The 13,281-nt window shown below is 72.4% G+C and carries 13 protein-coding genes and 1 pseudogene; 3 read left to right on the top strand and 11 right to left on the bottom strand.

What is annotated here, in order from left to right:
* From ACZ5Y0_RS24730 to ACZ5Y0_RS24685, 10 genes and pseudogenes are all read right to left on the bottom strand, one after another.
* Positions 1-160, bottom strand: a pseudogene (locus tag ACZ5Y0_RS24730) (sulfate adenylyltransferase subunit CysD); the annotation flags it as partial.
* Complete coding sequence (gene cysC, locus ACZ5Y0_RS24725; protein WP_469130868.1) at positions 157-693, bottom strand: adenylyl-sulfate kinase; 537 nt, start codon at positions 691-693, stop codon at positions 157-159. The gene cysC and the pseudogene ACZ5Y0_RS24730, both read right to left, overlap by 4 nt.
* 38 nt (positions 694-731) lie before the next feature.
* A complete protein-coding gene (locus tag ACZ5Y0_RS24720; protein ID WP_469130861.1) occupies positions 732-1,442 on the bottom strand; it encodes a phosphoadenylyl-sulfate reductase in 711 nt (236 codons plus the stop codon).
* Positions 1,439-1,618 (bottom strand): hypothetical protein, encoded by a 180-nt coding sequence (locus ACZ5Y0_RS24715; protein WP_469130860.1) that lies wholly within the window; start codon positions 1,616-1,618, stop codon positions 1,439-1,441. The genes ACZ5Y0_RS24720 and ACZ5Y0_RS24715 overlap by 4 nt, the downstream gene beginning before the upstream one ends.
* A gap of 28 nt (positions 1,619-1,646) precedes the next feature.
* The gene (locus ACZ5Y0_RS24710; RefSeq protein WP_469130859.1) at positions 1,647-3,344 is read right to left on the bottom strand and encodes a nitrite/sulfite reductase; all 1,698 of its coding nucleotides are present in this window, start codon (positions 3,342-3,344) and stop codon (positions 1,647-1,649) included.
* Between the two features lie 181 nt (positions 3,345-3,525).
* Positions 3,526-3,609 (bottom strand): putative leader peptide, encoded by an 84-nt coding sequence (locus tag ACZ5Y0_RS24705; RefSeq protein ID WP_309486338.1) that lies wholly within the window; start codon positions 3,607-3,609, stop codon positions 3,526-3,528.
* Between the two features lie 127 nt (positions 3,610-3,736).
* Complete coding sequence (locus tag ACZ5Y0_RS24700; protein ID WP_469130858.1) at positions 3,737-4,309, bottom strand: GNAT family N-acetyltransferase; 573 nt, start codon at positions 4,307-4,309, stop codon at positions 3,737-3,739.
* Positions 4,310-4,326: 17 nt separating this feature from the next.
* Positions 4,327-5,619 carry a hypothetical protein gene (locus ACZ5Y0_RS24695; protein ID WP_469130857.1) on the bottom strand — a complete coding sequence of 431 codons (1,293 nt, stop codon included), beginning with the start codon at positions 5,617-5,619 and terminating at the stop codon, positions 4,327-4,329.
* A gap of 304 nt (positions 5,620-5,923) precedes the next feature.
* On the bottom strand, positions 5,924-7,231 hold the full coding sequence (locus ACZ5Y0_RS24690; protein ID WP_469130856.1) for a helix-turn-helix domain-containing protein: 1,308 nt from the start codon (positions 7,229-7,231) through the stop codon (positions 5,924-5,926).
* A gap of 286 nt (positions 7,232-7,517) precedes the next feature.
* Positions 7,518-9,152 (bottom strand): acyl-CoA dehydrogenase family protein, encoded by a 1,635-nt coding sequence (locus tag ACZ5Y0_RS24685; protein ID WP_469130855.1) that lies wholly within the window; start codon positions 9,150-9,152, stop codon positions 7,518-7,520.
* A 216-nt stretch (positions 9,153-9,368) separates the two neighbouring features.
* Here ACZ5Y0_RS24685 and ACZ5Y0_RS24680 point away from each other — a divergent pair, with 216 nt between their 5' ends.
* Positions 9,369-10,535 (top strand): YihY/virulence factor BrkB family protein, encoded by a 1,167-nt coding sequence (locus tag ACZ5Y0_RS24680; protein ID WP_469130854.1) that lies wholly within the window; start codon positions 9,369-9,371, stop codon positions 10,533-10,535.
* A 60-nt stretch (positions 10,536-10,595) separates the two neighbouring features.
* Here the strand turns inward: ACZ5Y0_RS24680 and ACZ5Y0_RS24675 are convergent, their stop codons facing one another.
* Complete coding sequence (locus tag ACZ5Y0_RS24675) at positions 10,596-11,492, bottom strand: Rossmann-fold NAD(P)-binding domain-containing protein (RefSeq protein ID WP_469130853.1); 897 nt, start codon at positions 11,490-11,492, stop codon at positions 10,596-10,598.
* Positions 11,493-11,572: 80 nt separating this feature from the next.
* Here ACZ5Y0_RS24675 and ACZ5Y0_RS24670 point away from each other — a divergent pair, with 80 nt between their 5' ends.
* Positions 11,573-12,583: an AraC family transcriptional regulator gene (locus ACZ5Y0_RS24670; protein WP_469130852.1), complete on the top strand. Its 1,011-nt coding sequence runs from the start codon at positions 11,573-11,575 to the stop codon at positions 12,581-12,583.
* A 10-nt stretch (positions 12,584-12,593) separates the two neighbouring features.
* Positions 12,594-13,280, top strand: a complete 687-nt coding sequence (locus ACZ5Y0_RS24665) for a helix-turn-helix transcriptional regulator (protein WP_469130851.1) — start codon at positions 12,594-12,596, stop codon at positions 13,278-13,280.
* Position 13,281 lies beyond the last annotated feature (1 nt).

The following is a 13,281-nucleotide window of genomic DNA, read 5'->3' as shown; positions in this document are numbered from 1 at the left end:
TGACGATGGAGTCCTTGCCACCGGAGAACAGGATCACCGGATTCTCGAACTCCCCCGCCACCTCCCGGAAGATGTGCACCGCCTCCGACTCCAGGGAGTCCAGGTGGCTGAGGGCGTACGGGGAGTCCGTGCCCTCCTCGGTCCGTGCGACGGTCGTCACACCAGTCCCCTCTCGTTGAGCAGCTCGTACACCGACGCCGCGGACTCCTTGACGGTCTGGTTCTGGGACTCGATGCGCAGGTCGGGCCGCTCGGGGGTCTCGTAGGGGTCGTCGACCCCGGTGAGCCCGGTCAGCTCGCCCGCCGCCTGCTTGGCGTACAGGCCCTTCACATCGCGCTCGGAGCACACCTCCACCGGAGTGGCCACATGCACCTCCAGGTACGCCGTCGCGCCCTCCTCGTGGCGCTTGCGCACCGCCTCGCGGCTGTCGGCGTACGGCGCGATCACCGGCACGAGCGCCTTCACACCGTTACGGGCGAGCAGTTCGGCGAGGAAGCCGATGCGCTGCACGTTGGTGTGCCGGTCCTCACGGCTGAAGCCGAGGCCCGCGGAGACGAACTCACGGATCTCGTCGCCGTCGAGCACCTCGACGAGGTGGCCCTCCTCGCGCAGCCGGGCGGCCAGCTCGTACGCGATGGTGGTCTTGCCGGCACTCGGCAGACCCGTGAGCCAGACGGTGGCTCCGGTCGTCACGTGGTTCTCCAAATCGGTAGGAAGCGCGGTCATGGGGGTCAGCCGTGCAGTCCGCACTCGGTCTTCGCGCGGCCCGCCCAACGGCCGGCGCGCGCGTCCTCGCCCTCCAGGACCCGGCGGGTGCAGGGGGCGCAGCCGACGGAGGCGTAACCGTCCATCAGCAGGGGGTTGGTCAGTACGCCGTGCTCGCTGACGTAGGCGTCCACGTCGTCCTGCGTCCAGCGGGCGATCGGGGAGACCTTGACCTTTCGCCGCTTCTCGTCCCAGCCGACGACCGGGGTGTTCGCCCGGGTCGGGGACTCGTCGCGGCGCAGCCCGGTCGCCCAGGCGCGGTAGCCCTTCAGCCCCTCCTCCAGCGGCTGCACCTTGCGGAGCTTGCAGCACAGGTCGGGGTCGCGGTCGTGCAGCCTCGGGCCGTACTCGGCGTCCTGCTCGGCGACCGTCCGTCGCGGGGTGAGGGTGATGACGTTGACGTCCATCACGGCCTCGACCGCGTCCCGCGTGCCGATGGTCTCGGGGAAGTGGTATCCGGTGTCGAGGAAGACCACGTCCACGCCCTTGAGCACGCGGGAGGCCAGATGCGCCACCACCGCGTCCTCCATGGACGAGGTCACGCAGAACTTTTTGCCGAAGGTGTCCACGGCCCACCGGAGGATCTCCAGTGCGGAGGCGTCCTCCAGATCGCGGCCCGCCTGCTCGGCGAGTGCCTTCAACTCCTCGGCGCCACAGGTTTCCTGAGCCGTCGTCATATCGGGTCCCCTCCGTTGTCGGCTCGCTGAACTCCTCGGGCGAGCAGCCCGAGGAACTTCAGCTGGAAGGCGCGACTGCACGCCGCGCATTCCCAGGCCCCGTGACCCTCTTCGCTCGGACGAAGGTCCTCGTCGCCGCAGTAGGGGCAGTAGAAGGGCGCGGCACGCTCGCTCATACCGGCTCCTCCGTCTCGTTGGCCGTGCTCACGAAAGGGCCTCCTCGCCGGCCCGCGCGGCCCAGGCAGCGAACCGCTCGCCGTCCTCGCGCTCCTCCTGGAACCGCTTCAGCACCCGCTCGATGTAGTCCGGCAGCTCGTCCGAAGTGACCTTCAGACCGCGGACCTTGCGGCCGAAACCCGCTTCGAGACCGAGCGCTCCACCCAGGTGCACCTGGAAGCCCTCGACCTGCTCGCCCGCGTCGTTGAGGACCAGCTGGCCCTTGAGACCGATGTCCGCCACCTGGATGCGGGCGCAGGCGTTCGGGCAGCCGTTGATGTTGATGGTGATCGGCTCGTCGAACTCCGGGATGCGGCGCTCCAGTTCGTCGATCAGGGCCGAACCGCGCTGCTTGGTCTCGACGATGGCGAGCTTGCAGTACTCGATGCCGGTGCAGGCCATCGTGCCGCGCCGGAACGGGGAGGGCTTGGCGGTCAGGTCCAGCGCCCCGAGGGCCTCGACCAGCGACTCGACCTGCTCCTCCTCGACATCGAGGACGATCATCTTCTGCTCGACGGTGGTCCGGACCCGGCCCGAGCCGTGCGCCTCGGCCAGCTCCGCGATCTTTGTCAGGGTGGCGCCGTCCACGCGGCCGACCCGGGGTGCGAAACCGACGTAGAAACGGCCGTCGTTCTGGCGGTGCACGCCGACGTGGTCGCGCCAGCGTTCGAGGGGCTGGGCGGGGGCGGGGCCGTCGACCAGCTTGCGCTGGAGGTACTCGTCCTCCAGGACCTGGCGGAACTTCTCCGGACCCCAGTCGGCGACCAGGAACTTCAACCGGGCGCGGTTGCGCAGCCGCCGGTAGCCGTAGTCGCGGAAGATGGAGATGACGCCTTCGTGGACGTCCGCGACCTCGTCCAGCGGGACCCAGGCGCCGAGCCGGACTCCGATCTTGGGGTTGGTGGACAGGCCGCCGCCGACCCACACGTCGAAGCCGGGGCCGTGCTCGGGGTGGTGCACGCCGACGAACGCGACGTCGTTGATCTCGTGCGCGACGTCCAGCAGCGGCGAGCCGGACACCGCCGTCTTGAACTTGCGGGGCAGGTTCGAGAAGGCCGGGTTGCCGACGATCCGCCGGTGGATCTCCTCGATGGCCGGGGTGCCGTCGATGATCTCGTCCTCGGCGATGCCGGCGACCGGCGAGCCGAGCACCACACGGGGCGTGTCACCGCAGGCCTCGGTGGTGGACAGGCCGACCGCCTCCAGGCGGTTCCAGATCTCCGGCACGTCCTCGATGCGGATCCAGTGGTACTGGACGTTCTGCCGGTCGGTGATGTCCGCGGTGCCGCGGGCGAACTCCTGCGAGATCTCGCCGATGACCCGCAGCTGCTGGGTGGTGAGCCGGCCGCCGTCGATGCGGACCCGCAGCATGAAGTACTCGTCGTCCAGCTCCTCCGGCTCCAGGATCGCGGTCTTGCCGCCGTCGATCCCGGGCTTGCGCTGGGTGTAGAGGCCCCACCAGCGCATCCGGCCGCGCAGATCGTTGGGGTCGATCGAGTCGAAGCCGCGCTTGGAGTAGATCGTCTCAATGCGTGTCCGCACATTGAGACCGTCGTCGTCCTTCTTGAACTGCTCGTTGCCGTTGAGCGGGGTGAAGTGCCCCGCGGCCCACTGACCCTCGCCGCGGTGACGGCTCACCTTGCGGCGTGGCGCGGAGGCGGCAGGGTTCTGGGGAGTGGCGGCCATCGTGAATACGTCCTTCGGGACAGTGACGGGGAGGGGGCGGCGCGGCGCCGTCCGTGAGGGGCGGTGGTCGGGTGACGGGCAGGGCGGCTCTGACCTGCGCAAGCGGGGGCGCACGGGGGCATGCGTGCGCGTCGTTGCGCGGAGGGGAGGCTGGAGGGGCTGTCGGCGGTGCTGCGGCTCGTCAGCTGGCCGGACAGATGGCGCTGGACATGCGGCCGAGGTCGACGTGCCGCCGACTCACCAAGGCAATTCCAGTTCCAGACATGACGGAAGCGTGGCACGGCGATCTGGACACAGTCCAGCTTCGTCCGTCATGTGGACACCCTGGTCTCGCTATATGAGACCGAGGTGGTGTCGGTCACATGTCGAGCCCGACGTCTTGTCGACGCAGGTCAGGCGGGGTATGCGCCGGGCCAGGGGCCCGGGGCGGTCACCTCGGCCTGCGCCTCGACCTTGGTGTCGAACAGCTTGAACCCGCGGCGCTGGTAGTTGGCCATCGCGTGCTCGCCGTCCAGGCTGCACGTGTGCAGCCACACCCGCTTCGTCTGCGGCAGTCCGGGCCGGCGGTCCCCGAGGTCCCAGGCGCGCGCGGCCCCGTACGACAGCAGGTGGCCGCCGATCCGTCGCCCGCGGAAGGCCGGGATCAGCCCGAAGTAGACGATCTCCACAGCCCCGTCGTCCTGCGGCTCCAGCTCCACGTACCCCGCGGGCGTCCCCCGGTCGTACGCCACCCAGGTCTCCACGCCCGGCCGGGTCAGGTGCTCCTGCCAGCGTGCGTAAGTCCACCCCAGCCGGTCGATCCAGCGGATGTCCCCGCCGACGGACGCGTACAGGAAGCGGCTGAACTCGGGCGAGGGCACCTCCGCGCGCAGGATCCGCACGTCGCCCTCGGGCGCGGCGGCCGGCAGGAGGTCGCCCGGCGCGGTCTGCTCCAGGGACCAGGTGGTCACGGGGATGTCGGTCATGCCCGTCAGGGAATCATCTACTTCGCCGATCTGTCGATCGAGGCCAGCGGAAGCGCGAACAGCACCCGACCCGACTGCGTCCACACGTCGCCGGTCCGGGCCCAGTAGGAGAGGGACTCGGTCCGCGGGCTCCAGCAGTCGCGGCTGTCGTCGGCGCCGCAGCGCGCGGCCCGCGCGCCGTCCGTGTCCTGCCGCCACAGCGTTCCGTGCCCGTCCTCGGCACCGCCGGCCCGGCTCACGTACCAGCCGTCCTCGTGCGACAGCACACCGCGCACCCCGGTCGCCTTCGTCCGGTACGCCTCCGTCGCGCCGACCCGGCCCGCGGAGTCACCGGCGAGGAAGCCGGCCCGGCCGGGGGAGGTGTCGAAGGCGTACCGCCACAGGCGGGCGCCCCGGTCCCCTTCGTCGAGAGTCCACTCCCCGGCGACGAGGCTGTCCGGCGCGGTGCTGCGGTCCAGGGACACGGCGGCGGGGCGCGGAGCGCCGGAGCCGCCGCTCAGTCGGTAGGAGGCCACGGCCGGCAGGACGTACGGGGCGCCGTGCGCCGACCAGCCGCCGGGCACCCGGCCGACCGCGTCACCGGCGACCGTGGTCCGGTGGAGGCGGTCGACGTCGTACACGTACAGCGCGGCCCGGTCCCCGTCGTCGGCGGTCACCAGCAGCTTGTCCTGGTACCAGACCATGCCGGAGACGCGGGAGACCAGACCCCGGTAGTCGCGGCCCCCGTCGACGGGGACGGCGAGCAGCGCCCAGGTGTAGTCGAGGTGGTTCGGGTCGTCCGCGTCCACCAACGCGACCCGGGCCAGACCGCGGTCGGCGACCGGGCCGGAGTCGCGCGACCAGCCGGAGACGATGACCCGGTGCGCGCCCCACAGGCCGTCGTCGTCCGCGTCCCCGGAGGTGGTGACCGCGCCCGGCTCCCAACCCTCGGTGTCGTCGGCGTTCCAGCAGTACGCGTGGGTGGCCGCGGGGGAGACCGGCAGGGCCTCGCGCTCGCCCTGCGTGCAGTCGGCCTCGTCGCGCAGCGGACGGCCGGCGCCGCTCAGCGCCTCGGTGACACCGACGGAGGGGCCCATCTCGGCGGCGAGCCGCTCCAGAGAGGCCGACGGTACCGCCTCCTCCGTCAGCCGCAGCGCGGCCGTGTCGGCGGAGGACGTGAGCGGTTTCAGGGCGCCGGGGCCGCCGGAGACCGTGGCCTGGGAAGCGCTGATCATGGTGGCGGCCGCGGTGAGCGCGAGAGCGGTTCCCGCCAGGAAACCGCGTACCGCCCTGCCCCGCCTGCGTCGGCGATGTCGGCCACGCTGCTTCATTCGTCCTCCCGAGGCGGGCCAACTGCGCCTGATGATCCTTGCGTTGACGGAGGAGCAGGTGGGGTGACCCGTAGGGGGATGCTACGGCAGTCGGCCCCGGAACGGGGCGAAGACCTCGCATATGTACGGAAGCCGCTGTGACGTAAGGCGATTTACGGGAGGAAGGTCCCGATCGCGGGGCGTACCGAACCGATGCGGCGGCCTGACTCAGGGTCCCTGGTACCGGGCTTCGGGCTTCGAGTTCCGGCCTGTCGGACCGTGGCCCGGTCCCCGCCCGGTCCCGGTCCGATCCGGTCCCGGCCGGTCATCGAAGTGCGGCACGCGTGATCCGTGCGCCCGTCACCGCGGGTGCCGTCGAGTGCGGGAGGAGGTCCTTCGGGTCGCCGGGGAGGAGCACCTCCACCTCCGCCTGCTCGCAGAAACGATACGGCCGATGCTCCAGCAGTCCCCCGAGATACCTGCGGACCCGCGACATCTCGGCCCGTACCGTCACCCTGCGCGCCGGATCCCCGAAAACCTCCTCGGCCAGCTCCGAGGCGCTGCGCCCCGCCGGGTGCACCGCCAGCACGTACAGCAACTCCGCGTGCCGCGGACTGAGTTCGTGCGACCACGTGCCGACACCGCCGGTCACCGTCACCGTCACGGACCATCGGCGCGGCCGGGTCAGGTCCAGCACGATCCTGGTCGCGCCCGGCGCCTCCGCCTCCGCCTCCCCGTCGAACGAGCGCACCAGCCACCCCTCCGCCAGCGGCTCCAGCGTGCACAGCCCCAGCGCCGGCAGCCGGCGATACCCCGGCGAGGGCGACTTGGGCAGCGCGATCCGGTTCGTGTACGGCATCCCGGTCACCGCCGCCGTCCACCCGTCCCGGTCCACCACCAGCGCCCGGCCGCCGATCCTGGCCAGCACCGGAGCCGCCACCGCCCGCAACCGCTCCAGCGCGCGCATGTGCCGCTCGCGCAGCGTCGCCTCGGCCAGTTTCGCGACCGAGCCGACCCAGGCGAGGGTCGCCGGGTGCATCGTGTCCAGCGGGCCGCTGACGTCGACCACACCGAGCAGGCGTCCGCTGCGCGGATCCGTGATCGGGGCGCCGGCGCAGGTCCAGGCGGTGTGCGAGCGCACGAAGTGCTCGGCCGCGAACACCTGCACGGGCCGCCCGACCACCGCGGCCGTACCCACCCCGTTGGTTCCGACCACGTCCTCCCGCCAGTCCGCGCCCGGCTCGAAACCGATGCCGTCCGCTTTGCGCAGCACCGTGGAGCAGCCCTCCCGCCACAGCACCCGGCCGTCCTCGTCGGCGACGACCATGATGTGCCGGGCGGCGTCCGCGACCGACAGCAGGCCGTCGCGCAGCACCGGCAGCACGTCCCTCAGCGGCGACACCTCCCGTCGCCGCCGCACCTCGTCGGGGCTGAGGAGTCCGGCCCGGGAACCGGTCTCCGGATCGACACCACTGCGCAGCGTCCGCTCCCAGGACTGCTCGATCACCGGCCGGTGCGCGGGTCCGGTCCGCCGGCCGGCGAGCCTGGCGTCGCGCACCTCACTGAGCACGCGGGCCGCCTGTGCGGCGTCGACGAGGGCGAGCCGCGGCACGTTCAACGGCGAATTCGCCACGGGGCCTCCTGGTGAAACACGGCCGGAGGACCGGATGTCAAGCTCCTGCGCCGACTGCTTCCGGTCTTGCTGGAGGTCCCATACTGCCGTCCGCCGGTGACGGAGGGGTACAGTCCGGTCACCGGGTCCCACCCGTTTGCAACCCCCTGCAACCCTGGTCAACGACCACCGGCTGTCCGAAACTTGTAGCACGCCGTCCCGAGCGGCGTTGCTGGCCTCGCAGGGCCATTGACGCGGGGGTGGTGCCGTGTCGGCGCAGCACCACCCCCGCTCCTGTTCCCGCAGGTCACGACAGGGGCCGGGCCCGCTCCACGAGTGCCTGGAGATCCAGCGTGTGGGGCAGCGTGCCGAAGGCGGCGCCGCCGTCGCCGCCCAGCCGAGAGGCGCAGAACGCGTCGGCCACCTCCGGCGGCGCGAACCGTACGAGCAACGATCCCTGCAACACCAGTGCGAACCGCTCCGCGATCCGCCGCGCCCGCGCCTCCGCGCCGTCCAGATCGGCCAGTTCCGTCAGCAGGTCCTTGATCGCCGTGTCCAGCCGGTGATCCGCCCCGCGCGCCCGCCCCACCTCCTGGAGGAACGCGTTCAGCGCCTGCGGCTCCCGCCGCAACGCCCGCAGCACGTCCAGCGCCTGGACGTTCCCCGCACCCTCCCAGACCGAGTTCAGCGGCGACTCGCGCACCAGCCGGGGCATCCCCGACCCCTCCACGTACCCGTTGCCGCCCAGACACTCCGCCGCCTCCACCGTCACCGGCGTACAGCGCTTGGTCACCCAGTACTTGGCGGCCGGCACCGCGATCCGCAGGAACGCCCGCTCCTGCTCGCCGCCGTCGTCGCAGGCCGCCGCGAGCCGTAGGCCGAGAACCGTGGCCGCCTCCGACTCCAGGGCGAGATCGGCCAGCACGTTGCGCATCAACGGTTTGTCGACGAGTTTCCCGCCGAAAACCTCCCGGTACGCGCAGTGGTGCACCGCCTGCGCGACGGCCGCCCGCATCAGCCCCGCCGACCCCAGCACACAGTCGAGCCGGGTGGCCGCCACCATGTCGATGATGGTGCGCACCCCGCGCCCCTCCTCACCGACCCGGCGCGCCCACGTCCCGTCGAACTCCACCTCGGCGGAGGCGTTCGACCGATTGCCCAGCTTGTCCTTGAGCCGCTGGATCAGGAAGCGGTTGCGGGTGCCGTCCTCCAGAACCCGCGGCACCAGAAAACAGGTCAGCCCCTCCGCGGCCTGCGCCAGCACCAGGAAACCGTCCGACATCGGTGCCGAGCAGAACCACTTGTGCCCCGTCAGCGCGTAGGTCCCGGCCTCGGCCAGCGGCTGTGCGGACGTCGTGTTCGCCCGGACGTCGCTGCCGCCCTGCTTCTCCGTCATCCCCATCCCGAACAGCGCTCCCGCCTTCTGCCCGGCGGGCCGCAACTCCCGTTCGTAGATCGTGGAGGTCAGCCGCGGCACCCACTCGGCCGCCAGCTCCGGGTCGGCACGCAGCGCGGGCACGGCCGCGTGCGTCATCGACAGTGGGCAGCCGTTCCCCGCCTCGACCTGCGTCCACACCAGGAAACCGGCCGCCCGCCGCACGTGCCCGCCCGGCCGCGTCCAGGCGGCGGTCAGCCCCGCGCCGACCCCCTTGCCCAGCAACCGGTGCCACGCCGGATGGAAGACGACCTCGTCGACCCGGTGCCCGTAACGGTCGTGCGTGTGCAGCTCGGGCGGATTCTCGTTCGCCTGCACCGCCCACTCCTGGAGCTGGGCCGACCCGGCGGCCCGGCCCAGCGCGGACAACTCGCCGCGCGCCTCGTCGAGCAGTTCCGGATCGAGGTGGCGCTCCACCGCGGCCACCAGGGCCCGGTCGGTTCCGTAGACGTCGTACCCGAGGAGGGGAGGGGGCTGGTTGGTCACGGTGTGCGTACTACCTGCCATACCGCGAACGTACCCCCGGGCACGCCGGTCATGGCAGCGGGAGCACGGAACGCGCCGCACGGTGCCGCACGCGTGTGCGCCGACGGCCCCGCGCCGACGCGACCGGCCTCCTCGCGGGTGGCCCTCCAGGGCTGGTACGGGCCGTGCCGCGGGGCACGCGGTGACGGCCCACCACCGGAGGTGAGTGCAGTCCCGTACGGCGGATACCTTTAAGGCGTGCAGCCAGCAAGTCAGTCATCCGAGCAACCCGAGGCCCCCATCGGGCGTCTCCATCGGGCGCGTGCCCTCTACCGGAACGTCTCCAAGCGCAGGACCGCCTGGCTGCTGATCAAGGACACCGTCAACTCCTGCATCGAGTACCGCATCCTCGGCCTCGCCGCGGAGGCCGCCTTCTTCACCCTGCTGTCCGTGCCGCCGCTGCTGCTCAGCCTCATCGGCCTGCTCGGCTACGTCGACGACTGGACCGGCACCGACACCATCAGCAGCCTGGAGGTCAACCTCCTCGACGCCTCGCGAACCGTCCTGTCCGAGAAGGGCGTCGCCCAGATCGCCCAGCCGATCCTCGACGACGTGATGAAGGGCGGCCGCCCCGACGTCATCTCCATAGGGTTCCTTTTCGCCCTCTGGTCCGGCTCCCGCGCGGTGAACGTCTTCATAGACACGATCACCGTCATGTACGGCCTCGACGGCGTGCGCGGCATCGTCAAGACCCGGCTGGTGGCGTTCCTGCTGTTCATCGCCGCGCTGCTGCTCGGCGCGGTCGCGCTGCCCCTGATGGTGGCCGGACCCGACGCCGTCGTACGGATCGTGCCGTGGTCGGCGACGGTCGTCCAGATCCTGTACTGGCCCGTCGTGATCGTCCTGTCGATCGCCTTCCTGACCACGCTCTACCACGTGTCCGTGCCGGTGCGCTCCCCGTGGATCGAGGACGTGCCCGGCGCGCTGGTCGCCCTCGCCATGTGGGTGCTCGGCAGCTTCCTGCTCCGTATCTACCTGGAGAACACGATCGAGGGCGCCACCATCTACGGCTCCCTCGCCGTCGCCGTCGCGGTCCTGCTGTGGATCGGCGTGTCCGCCTTCGCCGTCCTCGTCGGCGCCGCCATGAACGCCGCCATCGACCGGGTGTGGCCGGCCGCCGCGACGGCAGCCGCCCGCGCCGCCAACGAACGGCTGCGGCAGGAGGAGGTCGCCGAGTACGTCGCCCGCCTCGCCGCCGCCCGCCGCCACGACGACCCCGACGATCCCGACATGCCGTCCGAGTTCCCCGAACGGTGGTCCCGGTTCCTGCCCCCGGAGGACGTCACGGGCCGGCTGCGCACCCACGCGAAGGCCTCGCCGAAGGGAGGCGGGAGCGGGGAGGAATGCCCACCCTCCGAGACGTGAACGGCGCGGACGGTGCGGGCGGTGGGGGTGCCGCCGAGCGTGCCTTCCGTGGCCGCGATGTCACCCCCAGGTGCCCGCCGCCGCGGCCTCCTTCGCGAACTCCGCGAAGTCGCGGGGCTCACGGCCCAGGACTTCGAGCACACCGCCCGTGAGCCGCGCGTTGTGCCCGTCGAGCAGTTCCTCGAACAGTTCGACCAGGAAGTCGGCCTCCTCGCCCGGCACCCCGAACCCGACCAGGTGCTCCCGGTACTCGCGCGCCGGCACGGCCCGGTACGACAGTTCGCGCCCGGTCGCCGCCGCGATCTCCGCGACCGCCTCGCCCCACGCCACCAGCCGCGGCCCGGTCACCTCGATCTCCCGCCGCGCGTACCGGTCCCCCGAGGTCAGTGCGGCCACCACGACGTCCGCGATGTCCCGTACGTCGATGAAGGGCTCCCGCACCGCCGCGGCGGCCGGGAACACCAGCCCGCCGCTCAGACGCAGCTCCTCCACCAGCGGACCCTCGCTGAAGTTCTGCGCGAACCACGCGGCCTGCACGATCGTCCAGTCGGCGCCCGACGTCCGCAGCGCCTCCTCGGTCGGCCGCGCCCGCTCCTCGCCCCGCGCGGACAGCAGCACCAGCCGCCGCACGCCCAGGGTGACCCCTTCCCGCGCGATCTCCCCGACCGCCCGGGTCGCCTCGGGCGAACCGACGTCCGTCGGGAACGCCAGGTAAGCGGCGTCCGCCCCGCGCAGCGTCTCCGTCCAGGTCGACCGGTCCCGCCAGTCGAAGCCCGTCGCCCGCGAGGCCGCCCGCACCGTGAGCCCGGCCGCCCGCGCGGCCGCCGCCACGCGCCCGCCCGTGCGACCGGTCGCGCCGGTCACCACCACCGTCGTCCGCGGCGTGTTCCGAGCCGCGCTCGTCGTCGTGCTCGTCGTCGTGTTCCGGGCCGTGTTCTCGGGTGCGTCGTGTGTCATGTCCTCAGTCAACTGCCGTGCGGTGCGGAGGCCCATCGCTGAACGGCTCATTCCCATAAGCGCGCGTCTACGCTGGCCGCATGGACGCTGCCCCACGCTCGAACGGGCTCACGCGGGGGGACCCGCTCGCCGGCCTGCTGGAGGGCCCGCGCGCGCGTGGCGCCCTCATGATCCGCGCGTGTTTCGACCCGCCGTGGGCGGTGCGGGTCGAGGACCGCGCCCCGCTGACGGTGATGCTGATGGTGCGCGGTGAGGGCTGGGTGGTGCCCGACGAGGGCGAGGCGGTCCGGCTCACCGCGGGCGACCTCGCCATCGCCCGCGGCCCCGCCCCCTACACCTGCGCCGACGACCCCGCCACGACCCCACAGGCGATGATCCTCCCCGAGGGGCAGTGCGCCTACCCCGACGGCCGGTCCCTGAACGGCTCCATGGACCTGGGCGTGCGCGCCTGGGGCGACCGCCTGGAGGGCTCCACCCTCGTGCTCATCGGGACGTACATGATGGACGGCGAGATCAGCGGCCGGCTGCTGGACGCCCTGCCGCCCCTGCTGTCGCTCACCTCCGACGTGTGGCCGTGCCCGCTCACCCCGCTGCTCATGGAGGAGATCGGCCGCGACGAGCCCGGCCAGGAGGTCGTCCTGGACCGGCTGCTGGACCTGCTGGTCATCGCCGCGCTGCGGGCCTGGTTCTCCCGGCCGGAGGCGGAGGCGCCCGCCTGGTACCGGGCCGTGGCCGACCCCGTCGTGGGCCGGGTCCTGCGCCTCGTCCAGGACGATCCGGCCCGTCCCTGGACGGTGGCGTCCCTCGCCGCGAAGGCGGGTGTCTCCCGGTCCGGCCTGGCCCGCCGGTTCACCGAGCTGGTGGGCGAGCCCCCGATGACCTACCTCACCGGCCGGCGCCTCGCCCTCGTCGCGGACCTGCTGCGCGACACCGACGAGACGATCGGCGCGATCGCCCGCCAGGTCGGGTACGGCAGCGCTTTCGCCCTGTCCAGCGCGTTCAAGCGGGTGTACGGGATCAGCCCGCAGGAACATCGGGGCCGCGTGGGGGCCGGTCTCCCGGCCGGTCTCCCCGTGGAGGGCGGCGCGTAGCCTGGTCCTCGTGTACGAGGAACGGCCCTCCCGGCTCGCCGGTGCGGTGGTGTGGAGCAGCACCCCGACGGGCGGCGTGCCACGTCCCGTGCTGCCCGACGGCTGCATGGACCTGTTGTGGAACGAGGGCAGGCTGCTCGTCGCCGGCCCCGACACCCGCGCGTACGTCCCCGACGGCCCGCCCACGGCCTGGGCGGGCCTGCGTCTCCACCCCGGCACCGCGCCCGCCCTCCTCGGTGTGCCCGCCCACGAACTGCGCGACCGGCGTGTGGAGTTGGACGATCTGTGGCCCGCGGCGGAGGTACGGCGGCTGTGCGACAGGATCGCGGCCGCGACGCACCCGGCGACCGCGCTGGAGGAACTGGGGCTCGAGCGGGCGGCCCCGCCCGACCTGGAGCTGCGCCGGCTGGTCACCGCCCTCGCGAGGGGCCGCCCGATCGCCGCGACCGCGGAGGAACTCGGCATGGGGCCCCGCCAGTTGCACCGCCGTTCCCTGCACGCCTTCGGCTACGGCCCCAAGACGCTGGCCCGCGTCCTGCGCCTCCAGCGCGCTCTGGCCCTGACCCGGCAGGGCGTGCCGTACGCGGAGACCGCGGCCCGCGCCGGGTACGCCGACCAGGCCCACCTGTCCCGTGACGTACGCGAGTTCAGCGGCATGACACTGACGGAGCTGACGGGCTGGAGGCAGGGGTCCTAGG

This window comes from Streptomyces sp. NPDC033216 (genome assembly GCF_055577115.1).
The sequence above is the reverse complement of the archived record's forward strand: the minus strand, read 5'-3'. Positions and strand labels throughout refer to the sequence as shown.